Annotated in this window: 23 protein-coding genes and 1 pseudogene; 8 read left to right on the top strand and 16 right to left on the bottom strand. The window is 70.5% G+C overall.

Going from position 1 to position 24,661, the window contains the following annotated elements; all coding sequences use genetic code 11:
• Positions 1–209: 209 nt before the first annotated feature.
• Together AB0M87_RS25170 and AB0M87_RS25165 are read right to left on the bottom strand one after the other, a co-directional pair.
• Positions 210–2,285: a flotillin family protein gene (locus AB0M87_RS25170; RefSeq protein ID WP_365856650.1), complete on the bottom strand. Its 2,076-nt coding sequence runs from the start codon at positions 2,283–2,285 to the stop codon at positions 210–212.
• A 20-nt stretch (positions 2,286–2,305) separates the two neighbouring features.
• The gene (locus AB0M87_RS25165; RefSeq protein WP_365856648.1) at positions 2,306–2,971 is read right to left on the bottom strand and encodes a hypothetical protein; all 666 of its coding nucleotides are present in this window, start codon (positions 2,969–2,971) and stop codon (positions 2,306–2,308) included.
• Between the two features lie 298 nt (positions 2,972–3,269).
• Here AB0M87_RS25165 and AB0M87_RS25160 point away from each other — a divergent pair, with 298 nt between their 5' ends.
• The 3 genes from AB0M87_RS25160 to AB0M87_RS25150 all read left to right on the top strand — a co-directional run bounded on the left by AB0M87_RS25160 (position 3,270) and on the right by AB0M87_RS25150 (position 7,050).
• Positions 3,270–4,286 carry a helix-turn-helix domain-containing protein gene (locus tag AB0M87_RS25160; protein ID WP_365856849.1) on the top strand — a complete coding sequence of 339 codons (1,017 nt, stop codon included), beginning with the start codon at positions 3,270–3,272 and terminating at the stop codon, positions 4,284–4,286.
• 47 nt (positions 4,287–4,333) lie between these two features.
• The gene (locus AB0M87_RS25155; protein WP_365856646.1) at positions 4,334–6,145 is read left to right on the top strand and encodes a prolyl oligopeptidase family serine peptidase; all 1,812 of its coding nucleotides are present in this window, start codon (positions 4,334–4,336) and stop codon (positions 6,143–6,145) included.
• A gap of 62 nt (positions 6,146–6,207) precedes the next feature.
• Positions 6,208–7,050: an SURF1 family protein gene (locus AB0M87_RS25150; RefSeq protein WP_365856644.1), complete on the top strand. Its 843-nt coding sequence runs from the start codon at positions 6,208–6,210 to the stop codon at positions 7,048–7,050.
• On the opposite strand, the gene AB0M87_RS25145 is transcribed toward AB0M87_RS25150, so the two are convergent.
• From AB0M87_RS25145 to AB0M87_RS25115, 7 genes are all read right to left on the bottom strand, one after another.
• A complete protein-coding gene (locus tag AB0M87_RS25145) occupies positions 7,020–8,090 on the bottom strand; it encodes a hypothetical protein (RefSeq protein WP_365856640.1) in 1,071 nt (356 codons plus the stop codon). The two genes, AB0M87_RS25150 and AB0M87_RS25145, sit on opposite strands and share 31 nt — an antisense overlap.
• Positions 8,087–8,749 carry a SigE family RNA polymerase sigma factor gene (locus AB0M87_RS25140; RefSeq protein ID WP_365856638.1) on the bottom strand — a complete coding sequence of 221 codons (663 nt, stop codon included), beginning with the start codon at positions 8,747–8,749 and terminating at the stop codon, positions 8,087–8,089. Before AB0M87_RS25140 ends, AB0M87_RS25145 begins: the two co-directional genes overlap by 4 nt.
• Before the next feature lie 308 nt (positions 8,750–9,057).
• Entirely contained in the window at positions 9,058–10,125 is a 1,068-nt protein-coding gene (locus AB0M87_RS25135; RefSeq protein WP_365856636.1) for an aspartate-semialdehyde dehydrogenase, read from the bottom strand.
• A complete protein-coding gene (locus AB0M87_RS25130) occupies positions 10,122–11,411 on the bottom strand; it encodes an aspartate kinase (protein ID WP_365856634.1) in 1,290 nt (429 codons plus the stop codon). Before AB0M87_RS25130 ends, AB0M87_RS25135 begins: the two co-directional genes overlap by 4 nt.
• A 225-nt stretch (positions 11,412–11,636) precedes the next feature.
• Complete coding sequence (locus tag AB0M87_RS25125; protein ID WP_365856632.1) at positions 11,637–11,945, bottom strand: type II toxin-antitoxin system PemK/MazF family toxin; 309 nt, start codon at positions 11,943–11,945, stop codon at positions 11,637–11,639.
• A gap of 11 nt (positions 11,946–11,956) precedes the next feature.
• On the bottom strand, positions 11,957–12,205 hold the full coding sequence (locus AB0M87_RS25120; RefSeq protein WP_365856630.1) for a hypothetical protein: 249 nt from the start codon (positions 12,203–12,205) through the stop codon (positions 11,957–11,959).
• Positions 12,206–12,266: 61 nt separating this feature from the next.
• Positions 12,267–12,956, bottom strand: a complete 690-nt coding sequence (locus AB0M87_RS25115) for a winged helix-turn-helix domain-containing protein (RefSeq protein ID WP_365856628.1) — start codon at positions 12,954–12,956, stop codon at positions 12,267–12,269.
• Between the two features lie 65 nt (positions 12,957–13,021).
• On the opposite strand from AB0M87_RS25115, the gene AB0M87_RS25110 reads away from it, so the two are divergent.
• Positions 13,022–14,467, top strand: coding sequence for a cytochrome P450 (locus AB0M87_RS25110; RefSeq protein WP_365856626.1), 1,446 nt, complete (start codon positions 13,022–13,024; stop codon positions 14,465–14,467).
• Positions 14,464–15,234, top strand: a complete 771-nt coding sequence (locus AB0M87_RS25105; protein WP_365856624.1) for an isocitrate lyase/phosphoenolpyruvate mutase family protein — start codon at positions 14,464–14,466, stop codon at positions 15,232–15,234. The genes AB0M87_RS25110 and AB0M87_RS25105 overlap by 4 nt, the downstream gene beginning before the upstream one ends.
• A gap of 381 nt (positions 15,235–15,615) precedes the next feature.
• On the opposite strand, the gene AB0M87_RS25100 is transcribed toward AB0M87_RS25105, so the two are convergent.
• Both AB0M87_RS25100 and AB0M87_RS25095 read right to left on the bottom strand, forming a co-directional pair.
• The gene (locus AB0M87_RS25100) at positions 15,616–16,332 is read right to left on the bottom strand and encodes a DUF4232 domain-containing protein (protein WP_365856622.1); all 717 of its coding nucleotides are present in this window, start codon (positions 16,330–16,332) and stop codon (positions 15,616–15,618) included.
• A 178-nt stretch (positions 16,333–16,510) separates the two neighbouring features.
• Positions 16,511–16,969, bottom strand: a complete 459-nt coding sequence (locus AB0M87_RS25095; RefSeq protein ID WP_365856620.1) for an ATP-binding protein — start codon at positions 16,967–16,969, stop codon at positions 16,511–16,513.
• Between the two features lie 157 nt (positions 16,970–17,126).
• Here AB0M87_RS25095 and AB0M87_RS25090 point away from each other — a divergent pair, with 157 nt between their 5' ends.
• Positions 17,127–17,975: a helix-turn-helix transcriptional regulator gene (locus tag AB0M87_RS25090; RefSeq protein WP_365856618.1), complete on the top strand. Its 849-nt coding sequence runs from the start codon at positions 17,127–17,129 to the stop codon at positions 17,973–17,975.
• Entirely contained in the window at positions 17,972–18,163 is a 192-nt protein-coding gene (locus AB0M87_RS25085; RefSeq protein WP_365856616.1) for a DUF397 domain-containing protein, read from the top strand. The genes AB0M87_RS25090 and AB0M87_RS25085 overlap by 4 nt, the downstream gene beginning before the upstream one ends.
• A gap of 501 nt (positions 18,164–18,664) precedes the next feature.
• Here the strand turns inward: AB0M87_RS25085 and AB0M87_RS25080 are convergent.
• The 3 genes and pseudogenes from AB0M87_RS25080 to AB0M87_RS25070 form a co-directional block, all read right to left on the bottom strand.
• Positions 18,665–19,761 (bottom strand): annotated as a pseudogene (locus AB0M87_RS25080) (MerR family transcriptional regulator).
• Between the two features lie 307 nt (positions 19,762–20,068).
• Complete coding sequence (locus tag AB0M87_RS25075) at positions 20,069–20,479, bottom strand: RidA family protein (RefSeq protein ID WP_365856614.1); 411 nt, start codon at positions 20,477–20,479, stop codon at positions 20,069–20,071.
• A gap of 37 nt (positions 20,480–20,516) precedes the next feature.
• Entirely contained in the window at positions 20,517–21,896 is a 1,380-nt protein-coding gene (locus AB0M87_RS25070; RefSeq protein WP_365856611.1) for a chloride channel protein, read from the bottom strand.
• 272 nt (positions 21,897–22,168) lie between these two features.
• Here AB0M87_RS25070 and AB0M87_RS25065 point away from each other — a divergent pair, with 272 nt between their 5' ends.
• The gene (locus AB0M87_RS25065; RefSeq protein ID WP_365856609.1) at positions 22,169–23,071 is read left to right on the top strand and encodes an amidohydrolase family protein; all 903 of its coding nucleotides are present in this window, start codon (positions 22,169–22,171) and stop codon (positions 23,069–23,071) included.
• Positions 23,072–23,085: 14 nt separating this feature from the next.
• Here AB0M87_RS25065 and AB0M87_RS25060 read toward each other — a convergent pair whose 3' ends face one another.
• On the bottom strand, positions 23,086–23,709 hold the full coding sequence (locus AB0M87_RS25060; protein ID WP_365856847.1) for a class F sortase: 624 nt from the start codon (positions 23,707–23,709) through the stop codon (positions 23,086–23,088).
• 327 nt (positions 23,710–24,036) lie between these two features.
• On the bottom strand, positions 24,037–24,661 hold a 625-nt coding region (locus AB0M87_RS25055), incomplete at its 5' end, for a hypothetical protein (RefSeq protein WP_365856607.1).

Genomic DNA, 24,661 nt, shown 5'->3' with positions numbered 1-24,661 from the left:
CCCCTCCCCGCCCCTTTCCCGCTGTGACATTCTGCGGCTCCGCCGCGGGGTGGCTCCGCCCCGGGCCCCCCTTGTCCTCAAGCGCCGGACGGGCTGGAAGGGGTGGCTGTGGCTGCGCCCGGCCGGCGTTACAGATGGCCTCAAACTCCCCCAGCTACCGCTGGGGGAGATCGAGGCCAATCGTTGAGGCGCGCCTCAACCGCCACGCGTCACGCCGGCACCCCGTTCGCCCCCGCCAGCACCGCATTGGCCAAGCCCAACCGATCCGCCTGCTCCAGCAACTCCCGTACCGCCCCCGCCTGTCCGCCGCCGGACTTCATCAGGCCCATCAGCAGTGCGGATACCGTCAGGTTCTGCACGTCCCCGGTGGAGACCGACGCGACCATCCGGGTCAGGTCGTCGGGGAAGCTCGCTGAACCGTCGAGCCACGGCTTGGCCAGTGCCTGGGCCGTTTCGGAGTTCTGGACGAAACCGTCCACGCTCTTGCCCAGCGAGATCGACGACATCAGCCGGTCGAAGAACACGGACTCGCCACCGACGATGCTGACGTCGGCGTTCTCCAGGCCGGTGGCGAGGACCGTGGCCTGGGCCTCGGCGACCTGGCGCTGGGCTTCGAGGCCGGCCAGCCGGATCTCCTTTTCGGCGGCGAGGCGCAGCCGGTACTCCTCGTGGCCGCGTGAGGCGTCGTCCAGGGCGGCCATCGCGGCCGCCTTTTCGGTGAGGCCCGCCGCCTCCGCCTTCAGCTTCTCGCCGATCATCGCGGCGTCCGCGGTGGCCTGGGCGGAGGTGCCCTCGGCGACGGCCAGGGCCTTGAGCCGGGAGCCGGTGGCCTCCGCCGTCAGGCGGGCCTCCGTCGCGCGGGCCTCCGCGCGGCCGGCCTTCTCGGTGACCTCGGCCTCCTTGTCGCGGACCTGGACGTCGGCGAGTCCGGGGGCCGCCGCCTCGGCCTGAACACCCTCGGCGAGCCGGAGTTTGGCGCGCGCGTCCAGATCCGCGGACTGCAGCCTCGCCTCGGCCAGCGTGAGCTGCTCGGCGGCGTGGTGCTTGGCCGCGGCCTCCGCCGCCTCGGCCGCCTTGATGTCCTTGACCAGCTTCTCCTGGGCCGCCGCCTCCGCGCCGATGATCACGGCCTGACGGTTGCGCTCGGCCTCCTCGACCATCCGCAGCTTCTTGATCGACTCCTCCTGCTCGGCGACCGTACGGTCCACCGCGATCCGCTCGCGGATGACGTCGGCGACCTCCCGGCGCTCCGCCTCGACCTCCTTGTCCTTGGAGATCTGCGACAGCTGGGTCTCCCGTTCCCGCCCGATGACTTCGAGGAGGCGGTCCTTCTCGATGCGCTCGTTCTCCACGGCGATGACCCGCTCGCGGTTCTTCTGCGCCACCGCGATCTCCCGCGCCTGGTTCTCGCGCTGCACCCCGAGCTGTTCCTCGGTCCGCAGGAACGCGGTCTGGGCACCCAGGCGTTCCTCCTCCTGGACCTTGGCGGTGGCCGCCTCCTCGCGGGCGCGCAGGATCTCGACCTCGCGGCGCTGCTTGATCTCCGCCTCGGACTGCCGCCGCTCCAGCTCCAGGATGGTCTCCCGGGCGTCGACGTTCTGCCGGGTGATCTCCTTCTCCTCGGTGCGCTGGAACTCGTTGGTGCGGACGTGCTCCACCGCGGTCAGCTCGGTGATCTTGCGGATGCCCTGGGCGTCGAGGATGTTCGCACCGTCGAGCTGTGTCATCGGCGTCTGCTCGAGGAAGTCGATGGCCGCGTCGTCGAGGTGGTAGCCGTTGAGGTCGGTCCCGATGACCCGGATGATCCGGTCCCGGAACTCCTCACGCTTGGTGTAGAGGTCGATGAAGTCCAGCTGTTTGCCCACGGTCTTCAGCGCCTCGGAGAACTTCGCGGCGAAGAAGTCCTGGATGGCCGCCTTGTCACTGGCGCGCTCGGTGCCGATCGCCTGGGCGACCTTGACGACGTCCTCGACCGTCTTGTTGACCCGTACGAAGAACGAGATGTGGATGTCGGCGCGGATGTTGTCCTGGCAGATCAGCCCTTCCCGGCCGGTCCGCCTGATCTCGATGGTCTTCACCGAGATGTCCATGAACTCGGCCTTGTGCAGCACCGGCAGCACCACGGCGCCGGTGAAGGTGACATCGACCTTCTTGGTCTTGGAGATGATCAGCGCCCGGCCCTGCTCCACCTTGCGGAACAGCCTGCCGAACACCAGGAGCAGTGCGATCGCGATGAGCAGGACAACGGCAACCAGCACGCCGATGCCCAGAGAGATGGCGTCCATGAATTCCTCGATCTGTTCTTTCAGGTGGCGGTGCGCGGGTCCAGAGCCTGGTCGTAGGGCGTGATCCAGAAGAACTCGCCGGGCTCGTCGTAGGCGTAGAGCAGGGCGGTACTGCCTGATCGCAGGCCCAGCAGAGCGTCCTCGCCCTGCACCCGCACCTGCACGACCGCAGTCGATCCGTCGGCGGCCGCGACTTCGGCCTGGCCGAAGTCGGCGGAGACCGTGCCGGTGCGGACGGTGCAGGTGAGTCCCACGAAGTCCAGCCGGGAGGGAGGCGGTTGATACGGGAAGAGGCTGCGCAGCCGGCGTACCAGCCGGCGGGTGACGGTCCAGGCGATCAGCAGGGCGGCGGCCAGCACCGCCGAGTCGAGCAGGGTGCGGGTGCCGCCGGCCGGCTCGGCGCGGCGCACCAGCACGGAGCCGGTGAGGCTGACGAACCAGGCGATCAGCACCGCCAGCGACACCGGCACGGTGACGGGCACCGCGCTGTCCCCCGCAGCGTCGGCACCCGGCACCGTGTGCGCGGTTTCCCCGTGCATCCCCGCGTGCGGTCCCCCGTACAGCGAGAACGCGTCGTGGTCGGCGGCGCCGGCCAGAACCAGCAGCCAGAACGCGATGACGACCAGCAGCGCGGCCCCGAACAGCACCGCGGGAAAACCGAGAGCGGCGTCGATGAACTCCCCCATACCGCTCTCCCCCGTTCCCCGTGCGAACCCCCCGGCAGAACGTCCCGGCGTCGACGTACGTTTCCGCACTCCGGCACCGGGACGCTCTCCCCCGTTTCCGCTGTCCCATGATGACCGCCCACCCCGACTTGACGCATTGCCGAAACCCGGCAATATTCGAGGTCCGCGCATGCCAGGGCCGGGCCCGGCACGACCGCCGCACCGAAACGAACCCAGCGAGACGAACGCACGAGAGAAGCACGGGAGAGACGTGTCAGGACCCGAGACATCCGCGCCCTACCTGGACGGATACGCGCTGATGCTGTCCGAGGTCCTGGCCACCGGCCGGCGTCCGACCCGGGACGAGCTCGATGCCCGCCGGGCCGGCGGCGAACGGGCCGCCGAGGACGGCCGTACGCTGCGCAGTCTCATCGGCGAGCACCTCGCCGCCACCCGCGCCTGCTGGCCGGCCGTACCCACCGGCTCCGCCGCGAGCGCGCTCACCGCGGTGGAGCTGGCGATCGACGCCTTCGCCGAGGGGTACGAGCGGGCGCAGCGCGTCGCGGTACGCCAGGAGGAGGCGGCCCGGCGGGAGTTCATCCACGATCTGCTGTACGGCGGCAGCGACCTCGGCCGTCTCGCCCAGCGCGCCGAGCGGTTCGGGCTGCGCCTCTCGCAGACGCACGCCGTCGCGGTGGCGCAGAGCGGCACCGCGTACGACGAGAGCGACCGCGTCACCCGCAGCGTCGGGCTCGCCCTCTTCAGCCGGTTCGGCAATCGCAGCATCCTGCTCACCACCAAGGACGGCCGGCTGATCTGCGTCGCCCCCGGTGACCAGGACGACGTGCTCACCTATTTCGCCAAACAGACGTACACGGCGACCGACGACGGCGCGCTGATCGCGGTCGGCCGCCCCCACCCGGGCGCCGGCGGTGTCGTGCACAGCTACGAGGAAGCACTTAACGCCCTCGAACTCGGCGCCCGGATGAATCTGGACGGGCCGGTGCTCCACGCCGCCGATCTGCTGGTCTACCCGGTGCTCACCCGGGACCGGGACGCCCTGGTCGACCTGGTCCGCAGTGCACTGGGCCCGCTCCGGCAGGCCCGTGGCGGCGCCGAGCCGCTGGTCTCCACGCTGAACCACTACTTCGAATCGGGCTGCATCGCGGCCGAGGCGGCGCGTCGGCTGTCGCTGAGCGTGCGCGCGCTGACCTACCGGCTGGAGCGGATTCAGCAGCTGACCGGCGCCGACCCCGCAGACCCGGCGCACCGCTACACGCTGCAGACGGCCGTCATCGGGGCCCGGCTGCTGAACTGGCCCGCCCAGCAGATCTGACCGGATGCGCCACCCACTCGGCGGTCGCGGGCCTACACAATGGGCGCATGACTGACGCACACACGACGCCCGGCCAGGCCCCGCGTAAGCCCGAGATGCCGTCCTGGGAGAAGCGCTTCAGGGCCCCGCGGGTCGGGCTGCCCGACTGGGCGGAGGACGCACCGGACCGCTCGCTGTTCGTGTCCAACGCGACCGGCACGTACGAGCTGTACGCCTGGGACCGCGCAAGCGGCAAACAGCGCCAGGTCACCGACCGGCCGAACGGAACCACCGACGGTGTGCTCCCGCCGGACGGAGAGTCGGTGTGGTGGTTCGCCGACACCGACGGGGACGAGTTCGGCGTCTGGATGCGCCAGCCCTTCCACGGCGGCCCCGACGAACCCGCGACCCCCGGCCTGGAGCCCGCCTACTCCGGCGGTCTTGCGATCGGGCGGGACGGCACGGCGGTGGTCGGACGCTCGACCGACGAGGACGGGTCCACCCTCCACCTGGTGCGCCCCGGCGCGGCGCCCGTGGAGATCTACCGGCACCGTGAGTCGGCCGGGGTCGGCGATCTGTCGCACGACGGGACGCTCATCGCGATCGAGCACACCGAGCACGGCGATGCGATGCACTCCGCGCTGCGCGTGGTGCGGCCGGACGGTTCGTCCGTCGCGGAGCTCGACGACACCCGCGGCGGTACGCAGGAGCTGGGCCTGCAGGTCCTGGGCTTCGCGCCGGTCGCCGGGGACACCCGGTTGCTCGTCGGGCACCAGCGGCGGGGCCGCTGGGAGCCGATGGTGTGGGACGTGGCGACCGGCGAGGAGACCGCGCTCGCCGTCGACCTGCCCGGTGATGTCAGCGCCGAGTGGTATCCGGACGGCTCCGCGCTGCTGGTCGTGCACGGCTTCGAGGCGCGCAGCGAGCTGTGGCGCTACGAGCTCGCCGGTCACCGGCTCGCCCGGGTCGAGACACCGGCCGGGACGGTGTCCGGGGCGACCGCCCGTCCCGACGGCACGGTCGAGTACCTGTGGTCGTCGGCCGCGCTGCCGCCGGTCGTGCGGTCCACCTCCGGAGCGGTGGTCCTGGACCCGCCGGGGATGACCGCGCCGGCCTCGGTGCCGGTGCGGGACGTGTGGGTGGAGGGGCCCGGCGGCCGTATCCACGCCCTGGTGCAGCAGCCCGAGGGGGACGGCCCTTTCCCCACCGTCTTCGACGTGCACGGCGGACCGACCTGGCACGACAGCGACGAGTTCGCCTCCGCGCCCGCGGCCTGGGTGGACCACGGCTATGCCGTCGTACGGGTCAACTACCGCGGGTCGACCGGATACGGCCGGGAGTGGACCGACGCGCTCAAGCACCGGGTCGGTCTGATCGAGCTCGAGGACATCGCGGCGGTCCGCGAATGGGCCGTCGTCTCCGGTCTCGCCGACCCGGCGAAAATGGTGCTCTCCGGCGGGTCCTGGGGCGGCTACCTGACGCTGCTCGGCCTCGGCACCCAGCCGGACGTCTGGGCGGCGGGCCTGGCGGCGGTCCCGGTCGCCGACTACGTCACCGCCTACCACGACGAGATGGAAGCCCTCAAGGCGATGGACCGTACGCTGCTCGGCGGCACCCCGGAATCCGTACCGGAGCGGTACGCGGCGTCGTCGCCACTGACCTATGTGGACGCGGTGCGGGCGCCGGTCTTCATCTCGGCCGGAGTGAACGATCCCCGGTGCCCGATCCGCCAGGTCGAGAACTACGTGCGGCGGCTCGCGGACCGGCAGGCGGTGCACGAGGTGTACCGGTACGAGGCGGGGCACGGCTCGCTGGTGGTGGACGAACGGGTCAAGCAGGTGGGCCTGGAGCTGGATTTCGTGGCGCGGCACGTGGGGTAGGCCGCCCGTCGGTCCGGGGTCCGGGGGGAGAGTCCCGTCGGCGGCCACGTACCTTTGGAGGCGTGTACCGGTTCCTGCTGACACCCCGCTGGTGGGGGATCAACGTCTTCGTCCTGCTCGCCATCCCCTTCTGCATCTTCATGGGGTCCTGGCAGCTGAGCAGGTTCGAGGCCCGCGTCGCCACGCACGATTCCGACGAGCACCGGCCCGACCCCACGCGTCAGGCATCCGCCCCGCTGGCGAGTCTGCTGCCGGTGACCCTCGACACCTCGGGCCGCCAGGCGAGGGCCACCGGGCGGTACGGGGAGCAGTTCCTGGTGCCCGACCGGGTCGTCGACGGCAGGCGGGGCTCGTACGTGCTGACCCTGCTGCGCACCGATGGCGGCAAGGCGCTCCCGGTGGTGCGCGGGTGGCTGCCCGCGGGGTCGAAGGCACCGGCCCCGCCCAAGGACGAGGTCACCGTCACCGGGTCGCTGCAGGCCTCAGAGGACAGCGGCACCGACGGGGCGCACACCCAGGGCGGTCTGCCCAGGGGGCAGCTCGGGATCATCAGCGCGGCCTCGCTGGTGAACCTGGTGCCCTACCCGGTGTACGACGCCTGGATTACCTTGCCGCACGCTTCCGCGGGGCTGACCGCGGTGCCGGCGGCCGCACCGCAGAACAGCGGCCTCGACCTGAAGTCGTTCCAGAACCTCGGCTACACCGGGGAGTGGTTCGTCTTCGCCGGGTTCGTCGTCTTCATGTGGTTCCGGCTGATCCGGCGCGAGGCCGAGGCCGCCCGGGACCTGGCGCTGGGGCTGGTACCGGAAGGGCCGCCCGGCCCGGAGGACGCGCAGAGCCCGGCGGACCCGGACGACGCGGAGAGCCTCGACGGTCAGGGTGTGTCGAGCACGCCCGTGCGGTAGATGGTGCCCGCGCACGCGTTGGGGATGGTCGCCTCGGCAGCCGGTACGCCCGGCTCCGCCTCGTGCACGACGGCCACACTGCCGTCGGAGGTGTCACCGTCGCCGTAGGCCAGCTGCGGGCTGGTGTTGGCGGAGTTCTGCGGCGCCACGTCCTGGCCCGTGCTCCCCGTGCTGTCGGATCCGCCCGAGGGTGTCGGATCGGGTGACGGCTGCTCGCTGGGGCAAGTGTCCGAGGGCACCCAGGCGAACTTCACCTCATACGCCTTGGACGGCTTCAGTACGAGACCGGTCGTCTCCAGCGAGGGGTCGGGCAGCCGGGCTGCCGGGTCACCCGCCGTGTGGTCGACCACGGCGATCCTGGCCGGGTCGGCGGCCCCCATGGCCTGGAAGTGCACGGTGCCCGGGTCGGTGATCGAGCACTGGGTGCCCGAGACGTTCGAGACCCGGAAGGTGCCGTAGACCGTGCCGTCGGCGTCGGCCGGCGCGGTCGACGCCGAGGTGACGCCCAACTGCTGGGCGTCGCAGATTGGCAGGCTCTTCGACGAGCTGCTCGATGGGTCGCCCGCGCCCGTCGGCGTACCGGCGTGTGCGTCCTTGCCGGTGGCGGACGGCTTGTGCTGCTTTCCGCCCTTGCCGGTCGCGTTGCTGCCCGACGGTGAGTCCGTGGCCTTCTTGCCGCCGCCGTCTCCCTCCGTCGGGCCCGTACTGTCCTGGGGATGGTGGCGGTGCCCCACCGCTACGGGATTGCGCGGTGGCCCACCGCCGGCCCCGGCGACGTGGATGAAAGCCGGGATCGCGGTACCGACCAGCAGGACGGCCGCGGCCGCGCCGACCAGCACCTGACGGCGGCGGGCCCGCCTGGCCGGAACGGCCTTGTACAGGTGGTCGAGCGCTTCCTCGGACGGCCGGAGGTCTTTCACCGCGCCGTGCATCAGCCGACGCAGCGCGAGCTCGTCCTCGTCGAGGCCGTCCGCGAAGTGATCCGGCCCTTCGTTCGGCATTCCGTTCCCAGCCTGGTTGTTCCGGTTGATCTCGCTCATGCCGGGGCCTCCATGGCCACCCGCAGCGCGGCGATGCCGCGCGAGCCGTATGCCTTCACCGAGCCCAGCGATATTCCCAGCGCCTCGGCGACCTGGGCCTCCGTCATGTCGGCGAAGTAACGGAGCACCAGTACCTCGCGCTGGCGGCGCTGCAGATTGCGCATGGCCTTCTTCAGCGCGTCGCGCTCCAGTAGGTCGTAAGCGCCTTCCTCCGCGCTCGCCATGTCCGGCATCGGCTTGGAGAGGAGTTTCAGACCGAGGATGCGGCGGCGCAGTGCGGACCGGGACAGATTGACCACGGTCTGGCGCAGGTATGCGAGCGTCTTCTCGGGGTCTCTGACCCGTTTGCGAGCGGAGTGCACGCGGATGAACGCTTCCTGGACGACATCCTCGCAGGAGGCCGTGTCGTCCAGCAGCAGCGCGGCGAGACCCAGCAACGACCGGTAGTGCGCGCGGTAGGTCTCGGTGAGGTGATCGACGGTGGTGCCGACGGCCATGATGTCGTCAGCGCCCCCGCCGCTCTGGGAGGGAATCCTGGTGGGGCGGGTGGCCGGCACGGGGGCGATCACCGGCATGCCACCGGGCGTACGGGGGCGCCGGAGCGGGCGAACCACTCCGCCACGTCCGGACACCGCTGCGATATCGAGAACCTCTGCCACGCCAGTTGGACACGCTTCCCCCCGTCAGGGTTGTACGCGTATGGCATCGCTTTTGGCGATGTGGCCAACGCCCGCGCGTGTGATGCCCTCATGCGCACTGCCCTCATGCGTACCGATCTCCCCAATGTCCCTTTCGTGCGCTGCCGCTCATGACACCCGCGCAGAAAGAGGTGAACCCCAAGACGCTGTCGGCGCAGCGGCGGTTGCAGATGACCGCAGCTGCCCCGGGGGAGTGAATCGTGTAACAGGCACCCGTCACAGTTCAAGTGGTGCAGACCAAGGTCTTCCTCACAGTGCGTGCACGGATTCTACAAAGGTTCCGAGGTCACGAGCTCCGCGGCCACTGCCTCGGCGATCTGAGCCGCGTTCAGTGCGGCGCCTTTGCGGAGATTGTCCGCGCAGACGAACAGCTCCAGCGCCTGCGGATCGTCCATCGAGCGCCGTACGCGTCCCACCCAGGCCGGATCCGTGCCCACCGCGTCGGCCGGCGTCGGGAAATCGCCCGCGTCCGGGTCGTCGAAGAGCACCACCCCGGGGGCGGTCGCCAGGATCTCGTGCGCGCGGGCGATGGTGAGCTCGTTCTCGAAGCGTGCGTGCACCGAAAGCGAATGGGTGGTGACGACCGGAACCCGTACACAGGTCGCCGCCACCGGGAGCTTCGGCCGGTCCAGGATCTTGCGGGTCTCGTCACGGAGCATCAGCTCCTCCGACGACCAGCCGTCGGCGGCGACCGAGCCCGACCAGGGGACGACGTTCAGCGCGATGGGAGCGGGGAAGGGACCGGTGTCGTCCCCGACGGCCCGGCGCACATCGCCGGGGCGGGTGCCCAGTTCGGTGTCCGCGACCAGCTTGGTCTGGCCGCGCAGCGCCTCGATCCCGGCATGGCCGGCGCCACTCACCGCCTGGTACGTCGAGAGGATCAGCTCCCGCAGCCCGAACTCGGCGTGCAGCGCACCGACTGCCACGATCATGGCCAGGGTGGTGCAGTGCGGGGAGGCGATGATGCCGCGTGGCCTGAGCCGCAGGGCATGGGGATTGACCTCGGGCACCACCAGCGGCACCGCCGGGTCCATCCGGAAGGCGGCCGAACCGTCCACCACGACCGCGCCCTTGGCCGCGGCGATCGGTGCCCACCGCGCGGCGACCTCGTCGGGGACGGCGAAGATCGCGACCTGCACGCCGTCGAGGGCCTCCTCGGTGAGCGGCAGCACCTCGGCTTCCTCGCCGCGCACGACCCGGCTGCGGCCGGTCCGGCGCGGCGAGGCGATCAGCCTGATGTCGCCCCAGACGTCGGCATGCTGCGACAGCATCTGGAGCAGAACAGCACCGACGGCTCCGGTCGCTCCGACGACCGCGAGCGTCGGTTCACCGGTCATCGACCGGTGCCCCCATAGACGACTGCCTCGTCCGAGTCGCTGTCGAGGCCGAAGGCGGTGTGCACGGCGCGCACGGCCTCGTTGACCTCGTCGGCGCGGGTGACCACCGAGATGCGGATCTCGGAGGTCGAGATCAGCTCGATGTTCACACCGGCGTCGGAGAGCGCCTCGAAGAAGGTCGCCGTCACCCCGGGGTTGGTCTTCATGCCGGCGCCGACCAGCGAGATCTTGGCGATCTGGTCGTCATAGCGCAGCGAGTCGAAGCCGACGATCGCCTTGGACTTCTCCAGGGCGTCGACGGCCTTGCGGCCCTCGTCCTTGGGGAGCGTGAAGGAGATGTCGGTCAGACCGGTGGACGCGGCGGAGACGTTCTGCACCACCATGTCGATGTTGACCTGACTGTCCGCGATGGCGCGGAAGATGGCCGCCGCCTCACCGGGCTTGTCGGGGACGCCGACGACCGTGATCTTCGCCTCGGAGGTGTCGTGGGCGACACCGGAGATGATGGCCTGCTCCACCGTGCGTTCCCCTTGTGCTTCGTGTGCTTGGCGTACTTCGTTGCTGACCCAGGTGCCCTGCAGTCCCGAGAACGAGGATCTGACATGGATCGGGATGTTGTAACGGCGCGCGTACTCCACGCATCGGTGCAGCAACACCTTCGAGCCGGAACTCGCGAGCTCCAGCATGTCCTCGAAGGAGATCCGGTCGATCTTCCGGGCCTTCCTGACGACCCGGGGGTCGGCGGTGAAGACACCGTCCACATCGGTGTAGATCTCACAGACCTCGGCGTCAAGGGCAGCAGTCAGCGCGACCGCGGTCGTGTCCGAGCCACCCCTGCCGAGCGTGGTGATGTCCTTCTTGTCCTGGGACACGCCCTGGAACCCGGCGACGATCGCCACGTTGCCCTCGTCGAGCGCGGTGCGGATCCGGCCCGGCGTGACGTCGATGATCCGCGCTTTGTTGTGGACCGAGTCGGTGATGACACCGGCCTGGCTGCCGGTGAACGACTGGGCGTCGTGGCCCAGGTTTTTGATCGCCATGGCCAGCAGTGCCATGGAGATCCGCTCTCCGGCGGTCAGTAGCATGTCGAACTCTCGCCCGGCAGGGATCGGCGACACCTGCTCGGCAAGATCGATCAACTCGTCCGTTGTGTCGCCCATCGCTGACACCACGACAACCACCTGGTTGCCACTCTTCTTGGCGTCGACGATTCGCTTGGCGACCCGCTTGATGCCCTCGGCATCGGCTACGGAGGAGCCTCCGTACTTCTGCACGACAAGGCCCACGTGCGCTCCTCGATCCAGTCATTACTGCGGTCGGCTCAGTCTAGCGAGCGGCCGCACGGCTCCCCCGATGTATCACATCATGAGATGTCCCGCTCACTCAGTGATCACCGGGAAGGCGCACACGGCCGCTCGGTCTGGTGCCTGCCCCGGATGGCCCGCCGCACTCGGAACGTGGGGCGAGTCACATCCCGGGACTGCCGGGACCTGGCGGGCGCCCGGTCCATCTCAACCGTGGAGGCCCAGGTACAGGCTCAAGGTCTGCTCGACCTGCGCCATGTCCTCGTTCGCCAGGTAATCCACCGGGTCTCCGACGACGTAACGGGTGTCGATCGTACGGATCTGGTCGACGAGGAGAAGAGTGTCCCGGTCCGCGATGGTCAGCTGGGGGCGGAAGACCGCAGGCTGGGCGCTGGTCGAGGTCGGCACGATCACGACAGTCGACCAGGTGTCACGCTGGACGCTTACCACCAGCCCATAGCGGCGTCCGCGCTGCTCGTGTCCCCGTTTGGCATCGCCGAGGTCTACGCGATACACCGCCCCCCGAATCAACGGGAATCCCTCCGACTCCGCAGGTCCACCGGTTGACCGCCCTCGTCATATCCCCACGCGTCCGGTTCGCCGGAGAGATCTTCCGTACGCAGGCGAGTCATGTCCTCATGCGCCCGCTCTTCCCAGAGCTGGCGCTGCAACACGTCGAGCGCATATGCCTGAAGGGACTTCTTCGCCACGACGGCGCGGATCTTGAGTTGCTCAATGGTCTCTTCTGGGACGTCACGAATGGTGAGAGCAGTCATGCATGCAGATTAGCAGCAATGCAGGCAACTTAGCAGCAGGCCGCCCATCCACCGCCTCCGGTCACATCTCGACCTCGAGCAACTCCTTCAAGGCCCGCCTGCCGCCGGGCGTCACCTTCAGCGCCCGGCCGCCGCCGATCCGCTCCACCCAGCGCCGCTCGATGGCGTGTCCGCAGAGCGCAGCCCCGAGCACGCCCGCCAGATGGACGCGGCGTTCCGTCCAGTCCAGGCAACTGCGGACCACCGGCCGGGAGCCCTTCCGCCCGGCCCCGTCGGGGGCGGACAGCTCGATGCCAAGTCCGGCGAACCAGAGGCGGCCCGGCTCGGTGACGGCGAGCCCCGCCTCGTCACTGACCAGGCCCCGGCCGATGACGGCGTCAGTGACGGCCACGCCCAGGTGACCGGCCAGATGGTCGTAGCAGGTCCGGGCCCGCGCCTCGGCGCTCATCCGGGTGGACTCGCGCAGGTTCCTCGGGACCGGGGCGGCGGACGGGGCGTATGCGGCCAGATCCTCGATCAGCGCTGCCACCGTGGGATCGGCCAGCCGGACGTAGCGGTGCCGGCCCTGGCGCTCCTCGGCCAGCAGGCCGCCGGCGATCAGGCGGGACAGGTGCTCACTCGCGGTGGACGGCGAGACGCCGGCTTGCCGGGCCAGTTCACCGGCCGTCCAGGCCCGGCCGTCCAGCAGGGCCATGCAGAACGCGGCCCGGGTCTCGTCCGCGAGCAGTCCGGCGATTCGGGCGAGTGTCATGGGCCCATCGTGCCCCGGCGCACAGTTCGGCCGGCGCCGAACTGTCGCGGTTCTAGCTTGGCGGCATGACCAGCCCCGTGCACGAGTTCGATCACTACCAGGAGGTCCTGGCCGCCCTGGCGGATCCGGTTCTGGTCCCGCTGCCGGCCGCCGGTTCCGGTGTTCCCGGCACCATGGCGTGGCTGCGGGCGACCGTGGCCCGTTTCAGCTCCGGTGACGCCCACACCCGCCGCCGGGCCCTGGTGGAGGCCGATCTGGCCCGCCTGGACCGGGCGGCCCTCGGGGCGGCCGCCGCGTCCGGCCCCGACGGTGACACCCGCCTGCTGGTGGTCCGTACCCTCGCCCGGGAACTCGGCCTCCCGGACCCGACCGCCGTCGCGGAGGCGATCGGCATCGTGGCACGGTCGTACTTCGGCGGGGACGACCCGGACGCCGACGCGGCGGTGGCCTGGCTGCTGCCCCGTGTGCACCCGGCCGGTACGGAAGCCCACGGCGGGCCCGATGACGGGGCCGATGAGGTGGCCGCCAACCGGATCGGCCTCCTCGTGCAGGCCTGCGACGCCACGAGCGGCCTGATCGACCGGGCCGCCGGGGCCGTCCGGCGGGCGGCCGACGACGACCGGGCCGGGTACTGCTGCTCCACGGAGGCGCTGCCGAACGAGGCCCTGCCGACCGAGGCCCTGCCGACCGAGATCCTGCCAACCGAGGCCCTGCCGACCGAAGCGCTGCTGACCGAGGTCCTGCGTTACGACCCACCGGTGCGGGTGATGCGCCGCCTCGCCGTCCGCGACACCCGGATCGCCGGGACCGACATCGCCGAGGGCGACCTGGTCACCCTGGACATCGCGGCCGCCAACCGGGACCCGGAGGTCTTCCCGGACCCGGGAACCTTCGACCCCGAGCGGACCGGCCCGCCTTCCCTCACCTTCGGCAGCCCGCCCCGCGTCTGCCCCGGCAGGGACCACGCGCTGGCCCTGGCCACCGGAATCCTGGATCGGGCCCCGGTCGACGACCCCGCCGACGACACCCCTGCCACGGACGACCGTGACCCGGCCGACGTCGTTGCCGCCATGGTGGAACACGTCCTGGCCCTCGCGTCGACCTGGACGGCCTGGGACGGCCGCCCGTTCCCGGCCGACGACCGCGTCTACACGCCGCACAAGGCGATTCGCCGAGTCACCGATCACCTCGTCGACCACCTCGCCGAGTTGGAGGCCCGGCTCGCCGGTGAGGTGCCGCAGCCCGACCACTGGCACGCCTCCGCGATCACCACCGGCGCGGACCTCTCCCCGTTCACCCGGCAGGACCTCGACGAGGCCCGCAGCCGACTGACCCGACTCGCCGGGATCTGGACCAACCGGCTGCACACCCTGACGCCCGAGCAGCTCGACCACTCTCCCGGCGCCGGCTGGACCTTCCGCCAACTCGCCTTCCACCTCGTGGGATCGGCCTATTACGCCGATGCCATCGGCAACCTGACCGCCACCGATACCGACCCGGGGACGCCATGACCGCCTTCACCAACCTCCACCACACCGAGACGCCCCTCCTGCTGCCCAACGCCTGGGACCACGCATCGGCGGCGGCCCTCGCCGCCCAGGGCTTCCCGGCGATCGGTACGACCAGCCTCGGCGTGGCAGCGGCGGCCGGCCTGCCCGACGGCCGGGCGGCGACCAGGGACGAAACGCTGCTGCTGGCCCAACGGCTGGGCCAGCGCCCGTTCCTGCTCTCCGTCGACGCCGAGGGCGGCTTCAGCGACGACCCGGCGGAGGTCGCCGAGCTGGCACGCCGACTGGCCGCCGCCGGGGCGGTGGGCGTCAACCTGGAGGACGGCCGGGGCGACGGCACGCTCACCCCCACGGACCTGCACGCGGCGAAGATCGCCGCGGTGAAGACCGCCGTACCGGACCTCTTCGTCAACGCCCGCACCGACACGCACTGGCTGAAAACCCGCCGGTCCGAAACGGCCCCCCGGCTCGCCGCCTACCGCGAGGCGGGCGCCGACGGCGCCTTCGTCCCGGGCCTCTTCGAGCCCGCCGAGATCACCGCGCTGGTCGAACTCCTCGGCGCGATCCCGCTGAACGTCCTCTACTCCCCCTCGGGCCCCACCCTCACCCAACTCGCCGCCCTCGGCGTCCGCCGGGTGAGCCTCGGCTCGCTGCTGTTCCGGGTGGCCCTCGACGCGGCGGTGAGCGCGGCAGCGGACGTACGGGCGGGGCGGCCGGTGGGGGCGGGGGTGACTACGTACGACGCGGTGCAGGGGCTGAACGGCGGGTAATACCACCCACGGTTCGCGATGAAGGGTGAAGAAGGACGACACCGCGCTGCTCCAGGTGAACGCGGCCCTGGAGGACGCGGGCCGCAACGGCCAGTACGCCAAGGCCCACCGCACGTGATAGCGCGGCGAGCCCCCTTCGGTGCCGGTCGCCGGGGTGGCGCCGGGATGGGGTGGTGCCAAAAAGCGTGAACACTTTGCCGTGATCTGTTCACTGCCGCTCAACTGAGCGGGCAGTGAACACTTCACCGGGAATTGCTCACGTTTTACGACGGGGTGCCCCTGGCGCGACCAGTGTCGGTGAGCCCAGGGGTCGACTACGCACGGCGCGGTGAGGTGTTGAACAGCGGCTGACGCGCACGCGGAGCCCTGTCACGGGGCGAGTCATTTGCCAGAGCCGACGTGGTAGCCGACCGGGTCGACGTAGACGTCGGGAGCGTGGCCGCTGGGAGCGGCGATGGTGATCGCCAGGGCGTTGAGATTCACGATCTCCGAGACCTTCTCGTTGGGCGGGGTCACGGACAGCCTGGTGTAGGTCTTGCCGGAGCCGCTGGTGTCGGGGATGTAGTGCAGCAGGAAGCGGGTCTCCTCGCCGGGCGCGATCTTGACGGTGGCCCCCGAGGCGTCGGTGCGGGCGGCGTCGGGCCCGGTGTCGCCCAGGCCGTCGGGGCCCACGAGCTGGACGCCCGGGAAGCCGTGCATGGAGCACGCGCGGGAACCGTTGTTCTTCAGGTTGACGACTATCTCGTTCTTGACCCCCGCGGAGGCGGCGCTGAAGCCGAGATCGTCGGTCCTGCACATGGAGCCCGACGTCGCGGACTGGGTCTTGGCGGTGTTCGCCTCGCCACCCGCATGGGAGCCGTTGGATGAGCTGGTGGCGGAGCCGGACGAGGAGGAGGCGGTGGAGGAGCCGGACGCGGAGGAACCCGATGTCGAGCGCTGGCCGTCGGTGGAGCCCGTGGAGTCGGTGGAGCCGCTGACGGCGGTGGACGCGCCGGTCTTGGCGGAGGCGCTCGATCCGTCGCTGCCACTGCACGCGGTCAGCGAGAGGCCCGCAGCGGCGACGACGAGGGCGAGGGCGGAGATCTTCTTGACGCGCATCGGTACTCCTGGGAAGCGGTGTCGTCCCGCTCGCTCCGGCTGAGCGGGACGCTGTTGTTTCATAGGACACCTATGACGTGGCGAGCCGTTGCGACCGGAGTTGGATCAAGACATCCCCGTGACATGCGAGTCGACGTGCCGTGACAGGAAAGCAGAAGAAGTGGTACATACCGGTCCGTCAGTGTCGAGCGTGCCCGTCGTGACCAGTGCCGAACTCCAACTCCGCGAACACGGTCTTACCCGGGCCCACTCGTTCACTCACTCCCCAGCGGGCGGCGACGGCCTCGACGAGGACCAAACCGCGCCCGCCATCCGCATCCTCGGGACGCCTTACGCGGGCAGGTTGAGCGGGATGCGTGTCGGACACCTCGATCCGCACGACGCCCGCAGCCCGGTCGTACATCAGGCGCAGCTCGAAGTCGCGCCCCGGCACACGGCCGTGCAGCACGGAGTTGGCCGCCAGTTCGGCGACGAGCAGCGCCACGGAGTCGGAGACGGGGTTGCCGTACGCGAGTCCCCAGCCGTTCAGTTGATGCGTGGCGAGCCGGCGCGCCAGCCGTGCACCGCGCCGGGTGGCGGAGAACCGCTGAACGAACGAACTGACGGCGACGGCCCCTTGGGCACGGGAAGCTGACATGTTCGCCAGACTCGCCAGGCCGAGCGCACGCCAACAGGGACGGAGCCAGTACAGAGCGGTCTGTACTGGTCGCCCTTCTGGACTGGGTGGGTAACTCCCCGTAACGATGAACGGGTGGGGGGCGTTCGCGGAGTACGGGAGCGAAAGGCGGGCGGCGATGACGGCGGACCATGGTGGCGGCGGCACGAACAGCGAACCCGAGATGTCGGAAAGCCTCAGGACCTTCGGCGTGGTGTTGAAGGTCTTACGGGACGAAGCCCAGCTGACGCAGGAGGAGTTCGCGCCCCGCGTTCAGTCCTCGGCCCACTACGTCGCCAAGATCGAGCAGGGGAAACGGTTCCCGCCACGGGAGCTGATCGAGCGGTCGGAGGCCGTACTGGGGCCGACGGCCGGACGCGTACTGAAGGCGGCGGCGCAGAGCCTGACACGAAAGGCGGGGCTGGCCTCGTGGTTCCGGCAGTGGGCGGGGATCGAGGAGGAGGCGGTGTCGCTGTATGCGTACGAGTGCCGTGCCATTCCAGGGTTGTTGCAGCCGGAACCCTACGTTCGGGCCATCTTTGAGCGGCGGGTGCCTCCGATCGCGGAGGACGAACTCGAGCGTGAGGTAGGCCTTCGACTCGACCGCCAGCAACTCTTCGCCCAGCGGCCGAGTACCACCTTCAGTTTCGTCGTCGAGCAGACGCTCCTGGAACGGCACGTGGGCGGCCGCCGCGTCACCTCCGAGGTCATCGATCACCTTTTACGCGTGGGAAGTCGGCGCAATGTTGAGATCCAGCTGATGCCGGTCTGCCAGGAAGACCACGCAGGCGTCGATGGCCAGATGTACCTGGCCGAAACGCCGGATCACCGGTGGATCGGCTACACGGAGGGGCAACGGTCGAGCAACCTCATCACGTCCCCGAAGGACGTCAGTGTGCTCCTCCAGCGCTATGGCAAACTGCGTTCGCAGGCCCTCGATTGCGGGGCTACGGTGAGCCTGCTGAAACAGATGCGAGGAGCCCTATGAGCAGCACACAACTGGACTGGTTCAAGAGCAGCTACAGCGGCAGCGAGAACGACAACTGCATCGAGGTCGCTCACCGTCCTGACGCAGTCCATGTCCGTGACTCCAAGGACACAGAGATCAGCCCTCTCGTCGTATCCCCCGGCGCCTGGTCCACCTTCATCGCGCACTCCGCCGCCAAAACGCTCTGATCGGCGGCCTGGCAAGCCCTCGGCGCCCCTGGGGTTACTGCTCCCCGTGGGTCTCCATGACCTCTGCCACCCTGGCAGGGCGTGTGGAGGGCGCGTGCCACGTTCGCTGTGAGGCCACCGACCGGGTCTTCTCGGAGTCGGAAAGCCCGTAAGAGCTCCGGGCCCTCGACGGACTCGCCGATGTGCCGGCCGCCGAGCGAGCCAGGGCTGTGCTCCGTGCCTCGCTCCGGGGCAACCGCGCGGACCTCTGCATCCGCATCCGGGCACCGGAATCTCGACGCCGCTGTCCACGGCCACATCAGGCTGATCACCTGACTTGGCCTCACGGTAGCCGCGTAAGGCGGTGCCGCTGTCCGCCACCGGGTCCTCTCCGGCTCCCGGGACAAGCGGAACCGTGGTGGGCGCTGAGAACGGGATGGCCATGGGACATCACCGCTATCAGGAGGGACGCGTCACCGTTGTCCTGGCGGGCGCCGGGTCAAGGACTGCGATCGGTGTCCTTTAGACGATGAGCAGGCGGAGGCCGAGATCTGCCGCGTCGAGGTGAGCGAGGTCGCTGTTGCGCTCGGCCCACCGGCCGGAGTCGAGGTCGTCGCTGAGGCTGCGTACCGCCCGCTGCTCGGCCTCCGGCCCGACCCTCGTCCACACTGACATCGCACGGCGCACGTGATCCTCCAGATACGCGTCCGGTCGGCGCCAGTACGCCTCGAACAGGCCGTCAGCGCAGTCCCACGGGATGGGCACCGGCTCAGCGCGGGCGCCGATCGCATCGGCCATCCCGGCGAGCGAGGGAAATTCTGCGAGGACGGCGGCGAACTCGGGCAGGTAGTCGCGGGTAAGCCAGAACCGGTCCTGCCATCCGGGCTCGTCGGTGTCGAAGGTGAGCACCACCACCCGGCGGGCCACACGCCGCATTTCGCGCAACCCCGCTATCGGGTCCCCCAGTGGTGAACGGTGGAGACGGCCATCGCGACGTCAAAGGAGTGGTCCTCGAACGGCAGACTCTCCGCAGCGGCGGCCACGCAAGGCGCCGAGCCCGCAGGCCGCTGCCCCCGCATGACCGCCGATGGCTCCACCGCGGTCACATCGCGATCAACAGGCTCGTAGGAGCCGGTGCCAGCCCCGACGTTCACCACCGTCTGTGCGTCCCCGAGCGCGGCCAAGATCTGCGCGGCGATCCGCGGCTCGGTACGCCGAGTCGCGGTGTAGGCGCCGCCGATCGCGTCGTACAGCCGTGCACCGAGCATCTCCAGTTGCTCCTCCGGTGTCACCTTCAGTCCCTTCGCCCGTGCCTCAAGTTCCCTATCGATGGCCGTCACCATGGCGTCAGCGCGATCACGCCGCTCCAGCAGCAGGCCGCGCAGTCGGCGCAGGTGCGCAACTGCGTCGGTGGACGAGTCGCCAACCAGTTCCGCAACCTCCCGCAGCCCGAAGCCCAGCCGTCGCTAGGCCAGCACTTCCCTGAGTCGCTCCACGTCATCCGCCGAGTAGGCGCGGTACCCGGCCGGGGTCCGCGCCGACGGACGCACGAGCCCGATCTCGTCATAGTGATGCAGCGTGCGGACGCTCACGCCGGCCAGCTCGGCCACGCGTCCCACGGTCCAGCGATCCTCCACGGCACCGACTATGCAGCCTGACGTCACGTGAGGGTCAAGAGCCGGACTCACAGCAGCAAGAGCCGAATCGGAGGCCACGGCCGCACGCCACGTCGACGCTGAGGCGCATGTGCGCCAACTGGACCAGTTCGCGCGGCCGGGCCGTCGAACCCCTGGTTACCGGACCGGGACCCATGACGTGGAGAGCAGACTGCAGGGGGCTCGACGCCGCGTACGGCCCCGGCCCTGCGGATCTCCTCGCCGCCCGGGCGCCCCGAAAGCGACGCTCACCGGCAGGCCGTGGCCCGCGTCAGGAGTCGAGCACGGCGGCAACCGCTTCGATCTCGACGAGCTGGTCCTGGTAGCCGAGCACGGTGACGCCCATCAACGTACTGGGCACGTCGTGTTCACCGAACGAGTCCCGGACCACCTTCCAGGCGGTCACCAGGTCTTCCCGCCGAGCGGACGCGACGAGCACCCTGGTGCTGATGACGTCCTGCGGGGAGGCGCCTGCGGCAGCGAGTGCGGTCTGCATGTTCGTGACGGCCTGGGCGGCCTGACCCGCATAGTCTCCGACCGCCGCCGTCGTGCCGTCCTCGTTCAGCGGGCAGGCCCCGGCGAGGAAAATCAGCCGTGCGTCGGCGGGTGTCGTGGCCGCGTAGGCGTACTCCGCGACGTCGGACAGGGCGGCGGAGCGGATCAGGGTGACGGCGTGGGCCATGGTCGTCCGGGGCCTTCCAGGTCGGGTGAGGGCGAGTTCATCCTGGCAAACCCCGCCGGTTCCCGCCTTCTCTTTTTCGCCGTGGGTGGAGGGACCGCCCGGACGGCGGTGTGAGCCAGGAAACGGTGACGTGGCAGACGACCACCGCGACGATCACCAGAGGCATCACGTCCACTCCGTCGGAGCCGAGCAGCAGCGTGGCAAGCAGGACGGAGGTCAACGGCAGCTTGAGCATCGCCACCGACATCGCGCCCATCCCCATGGCGGCGCCGGTGACGTACGGCAGCCCCGGGAGATGGGAGACCACGATCCCGCACGCGGCACCGAGGAACATCGCGGGGAAGATCGGGCCACCGCGGAACGCGGACAGCGAAGCGCAGTAGGCGAGTCCCTTGCAGACGATCAGCAGGATCAGGGCCCACGCCGAGTAACTGCCGGTGTGCAGCAGCAAGTGGGGCAGCGCGCTCTGCCCGGAGAACAGCACATCGGACGCGCCCTTGCCGGTGCCCTCCGCATAGGCGATGGCCAGGGCCGCCACGACGAGACCCAGAGCCGGGGTCCAGGCCATCCTGCGGCGGTTCACCTGGCGTTGCAGACGCAGTGCCAGGGAGCGGATGCCGGTGCCGAGAAACGCCATCGCGACGCCGATCGCCAACGCCCAGGCGAACTGGGCGACATCGGGCCGCTCGGTGGGCGGGAGGTGCGGGATGACCAGCGTGACGCCTTTGACTCCTGCCCACGAACCGAGGCCGGTGAAGACCAGGGACCCGATGCCGGAGGCCAGCAGACCGGGCAGCAGTACGATCCCGAGCGCCGGGCCACCCAGCCCCGATGCCTCCATCAGCAGAAACGCTCCCAGCAACGGCGAACCGAGCAAGGCACTGATCGCGGCGAAACTGCCGGCGGCCCCCACCATTGCCCGGGACGTGGCCTCGGAGTCGGGTCTGAGCAAGCGGAAGGCGTACACCGCCGAGCCCCCGCCCAGCGCGATCAGCGGCGCCTCGGGCCCGACGACCGCACCGAGTGCCAGCGAGGCGACAGCTGCGAGCAGCACACCGGGGAGGTCGGCGGCGGCGGCGGTTTCCTTGGTCTTGAGGCCCTCGGCCGGCTGGTGCCCACCGTTGCCCGGCAGGAACCGCACCGTCAGTGCCACCAGGAACCCGGCAACCGCGAGAAGCGGGAGCGGCCACCAGGGCGGCGGCCGGTGGAAGCCGAGAGCCGTCGGCAGGTCGGTGTAGAGGGCGCTCTGCAGATGGGAGACCGCTTCGAGGAAGCCGTAGGCGCCCGCTGAGATCAGTACGCCGAACAGACCGGTCAGCACGAGGAGCATGAGGTAGTTCTTGCTCCTCAGCGGGCCGAACGGGTCCTCGAGCAGGGCGGCGTTCCGATCGTCTCCCACCGGGGCGTCCGCTGACATCAGAGCGACTCCTCGGGACCGTCCGGCGGACAGCGGCCGGCATTCGGTGAACTCCGCCGAGTCTCACCCACGGTGCGGCCACCGGCCACCCGGGGCGGCCGAACGGAGGGACGATGCGCCCGCCCGGCCTCTGACCCGGCCGGCGGGGCGGTGGGCAGGCGTACGGACCCCGGCCACGTCGCGCACCCGTCCGCAGGAGGATGATCGCTGTCCGGCGACGGCCCGAGGCCGTCCTGCCGAACAGTGCTGGTACACGACGAGGGAGCGGCCCCATGCCGGAGAAGCCGATACCGCCCGGTGGCGAGACCGAGCAGGCCGAGGTTGCCGCGTTCCGGCGGGCGGTGGGGCTGGAGGCGCTGATCGATGTGCACACGCACTTCATGCCGGAGCGGGTGCTGGCCAAGGTGTGGGCCTACTTCGACGCGGCCGGGCCGCTGATCGGGCGGCCGTGGCCGATCACGTACCGGGAGGAGGAGAAGCACCGGGTCGAGACGTTGCGGGGCTTCGGGGTGCGGGCGTTCACGAGCATGCTCTACCCGCACAAACCGGGGATGGCCCGCTGGCTGAACGACTGGGCCGCCGACTTCGCGGCGCGGGTTCCGGAGTGTCTGCACACGGCCACCTTCTTCGCCGAGCCGGAGGCGGTCGATGACGTGCGCCGGGCGCTGGACCAGGGCGCGCGGGTCTTCAAGTGCCACCTGCAGGTGGGCGGTTACGACCCGAACGACCCGCTGCTCGACGGCGTATGGGGGCTGCTGGCCGACCACGGGACCCCCGTGGTGACGCACTGCGGGTCCGGGCCGGTGCCCGGCCCTTTCACCGGGCCCGGCCCCATCGCCGAGCTGCTGGGACGGCATCCGCGGCTGCGGCTGATCGTCGCGCACCTCGGGATGCCGGAGTACGAGGAGTTCCTCGGGCTCGCGGAACGCCACGAGGGGGTCATGCTGGACACCACCATGGCGTTCACGCCGTTCGCGGAGGCCGCTGCTCCGTTCCCGCGCGCCGCGCTCCCCCGGCTGGCCGACCTGCGGGACCGGGTGCTGCTGGGGACGGACTTCCCCAACCTCCCCTATCCGTACATCGACGCGCTCCGCGCGCTGGAGCGCACCGGGTTGGGTGACGCGTGGCTGCGTGCGGTCTGCCATGACAACGCGGCGCGGCTGTTCACCGTGTGAGGTGCGCCGGCGGATCAGGTGTGCTTCACCGAGTCGAGGTGGGCGAAGACGACGACGTTGTCCTCGTAGTCCTGGGCCTTCCTGTCGTAGGCGCCACCACACGTGATCACCCGCAGTTGCGGGTCGGGGGTGTCGGCGTAGACGCGGTCGTTCGGGAAGTTGGCCTTGCTGAAGGTTTCCACGGAGTCGACCTTGAAGACGGCGATGGTGCCGTCCTGCCGCGTGATGTTCACCGTGCTCGCCGGCTTCAGCGTGCGGAGCAGCAGGAACACGGCAGGCCCGGTCTTGGTGTCGACGTGTCCCGCGACGATCGCCGTACCGCGCTCGCCGGGGGTGACACCGCCCCGGTACCAGCCGACCAGGTTGGTGTTGTTGGGGGGTGGCGCGTTGAGCTGCCCGGAGGCGCCGATGTCGAGGGGGGTGAACGGCGCGTTGACGGCGATGCTCGGGATCGTGATCCGCGTCGGCGTGGAGCGAGGCAGCGGGGCGACGCCGGCCGGAGTGGGAGCGGCCACCCGCGGGGCGGGGGCGGACGCGACGACCTCGGGACCGGACTGCGCCTTGGCGTCGTCGGTCGGGGTGGCGAAGGAGTTGCAGAGGAGGAGCACCCCCGCGGCCATGGCCGCGACCGGCAACATCAGTGCGCGGTACAGCGGGCTCACACGTCTCTTCGGGAACGCGCGGAACGGGGAGCGTGAGCGCGGCGGCGGGTACGACGGCTGCGGGGGAGGCGGCGGGGTCGGGGAGGACGAGGGGTGCGGGGCGGGCGGGGAGGACGGATGCGGCGGGGGGAGCTTCTCGGCGGCCATGGGGGTGGTGCGCTGCCTTTCGAGAACGGGGTGGTGGCACGTGCGGGCGGGGAGCGAGGATGCGGGCCGGCGAGCGGCAATGACCACCGCCGCGGCCACCGCCCGTGGTGGGCGGTGGCCTCGTCAGCTCTGAAACGTACGGTGGTGCGGAATCGGTCAGGCAGCGGAAAGGCCCGAGACACTGCCGCGGCGACGGCGCAGCACGAACGCGCCCGCACCCATGCCACCCAGCAGCAGCATCGAACCTGCGGCCAGGCTGCCGTTGGTGACGGCCATGCCACCACCACCGGTGTGCATGCCACCGTGCGGCCGGACGTCCTCGCGCGACTTGTCGTGGTCACCCTTCCAGGAGTCGCCGCGGTCGACACCGGAGGCCGAGCCGCCGTCGTCGCCCGTGGTCACGGCCGTGGTCAGGGCCAGGGCGCCACCACCGGTGTGCATACCACCGTGCGGCCGGCCGTTGTCGTGGTCGCCCTTCTCGTGGTCGGCCTTGCCGTGGTCGTCATTGCCCGCCTGGTCGCTCTGGTCCGAGTTCCCGTCGTCACCCATGGTCATGGCGAGGGCGCCACCACCGGTGTGCATACCACCGTGCGGCCGGGCGTTGTCGCCGTCACCACGGCCGTGGTGGTCACGGCCGGCCTGGTCCTCGGCGCCCTGGTCCGAGTTCCCGTCGTCACCCTTGATCATGGCGAGGGCGCCACCACCGGTGTGCATACCACCGTGCGGCCGGGCGTTGTCGCCGTCACCACGGCCGTGGTGGTCACGGCCGGCCTGGTCCTCG

Origin of the sequence: Streptomyces sp. NPDC051320, assembly GCF_040682175.1 — a bacterium.
Classification (GTDB): Bacteria; Actinomycetota; Actinomycetes; order Streptomycetales; family Streptomycetaceae; genus Streptomyces.
This window is presented reverse-complemented; position numbering and strand designations above follow the sequence as displayed.

Bases quoted from the DNA above. Each gene is read 5' to 3' on its own strand.
- AB0M87_RS25170 (WP_365856650.1), bottom strand. From the start codon at position 2,285: ATGGACGCCATCTCTCTGGGCATCGGCGTGCTGGTTGCCGTTGTCCTG.
- AB0M87_RS25165 (WP_365856648.1), bottom strand. From the start codon at position 2,971: ATGGGGGAGTTCATCGACGCCGCTCTCGGTTTTCCCGCGGTGCTGTTC.
- AB0M87_RS25160 (WP_365856849.1), top strand. From the start codon at position 3,270: ATGCTGTCCGAGGTCCTGGCCACCGGCCGGCGTCCGACCCGGGACGAG.
- AB0M87_RS25155 (WP_365856646.1), top strand. From the start codon at position 4,334: ATGACTGACGCACACACGACGCCCGGCCAGGCCCCGCGTAAGCCCGAG.
- AB0M87_RS25145 (WP_365856640.1), bottom strand. From the start codon at position 8,090: ATGAGCGAGATCAACCGGAACAACCAGGCTGGGAACGGAATGCCGAAC.
- AB0M87_RS25135 (WP_365856636.1), bottom strand. From the start codon at position 10,125: ATGACCGGTGAACCGACGCTCGCGGTCGTCGGAGCGACCGGAGCCGTC.
- AB0M87_RS25120 (WP_365856630.1), bottom strand. From the start codon at position 12,205: ATGACTGCTCTCACCATTCGTGACGTCCCAGAAGAGACCATTGAGCAA.
- AB0M87_RS25115 (WP_365856628.1), bottom strand. From the start codon at position 12,956: ATGACACTCGCCCGAATCGCCGGACTGCTCGCGGACGAGACCCGGGCC.
- AB0M87_RS25110 (WP_365856626.1), top strand. From the start codon at position 13,022: ATGACCAGCCCCGTGCACGAGTTCGATCACTACCAGGAGGTCCTGGCC.
- AB0M87_RS25105 (WP_365856624.1), top strand. From the start codon at position 14,464: ATGACCGCCTTCACCAACCTCCACCACACCGAGACGCCCCTCCTGCTG.
- AB0M87_RS25100 (WP_365856622.1), bottom strand. From the start codon at position 16,332: ATGCGCGTCAAGAAGATCTCCGCCCTCGCCCTCGTCGTCGCCGCTGCG.
- AB0M87_RS25095 (WP_365856620.1), bottom strand. From the start codon at position 16,969: ATGTCAGCTTCCCGTGCCCAAGGGGCCGTCGCCGTCAGTTCGTTCGTT.
- AB0M87_RS25090 (WP_365856618.1), top strand. From the start codon at position 17,127: ATGACGGCGGACCATGGTGGCGGCGGCACGAACAGCGAACCCGAGATG.
- AB0M87_RS25085 (WP_365856616.1), top strand. From the start codon at position 17,972: ATGAGCAGCACACAACTGGACTGGTTCAAGAGCAGCTACAGCGGCAGC.
- AB0M87_RS25075 (WP_365856614.1), bottom strand. From the start codon at position 20,479: ATGGCCCACGCCGTCACCCTGATCCGCTCCGCCGCCCTGTCCGACGTC.
- AB0M87_RS25070 (WP_365856611.1), bottom strand. From the start codon at position 21,896: ATGTCAGCGGACGCCCCGGTGGGAGACGATCGGAACGCCGCCCTGCTC.
- AB0M87_RS25065 (WP_365856609.1), top strand. From the start codon at position 22,169: ATGCCGGAGAAGCCGATACCGCCCGGTGGCGAGACCGAGCAGGCCGAG.
- AB0M87_RS25060 (WP_365856847.1), bottom strand. From the start codon at position 23,709: ATGTTGCCGGTCGCGGCCATGGCCGCGGGGGTGCTCCTCCTCTGCAAC.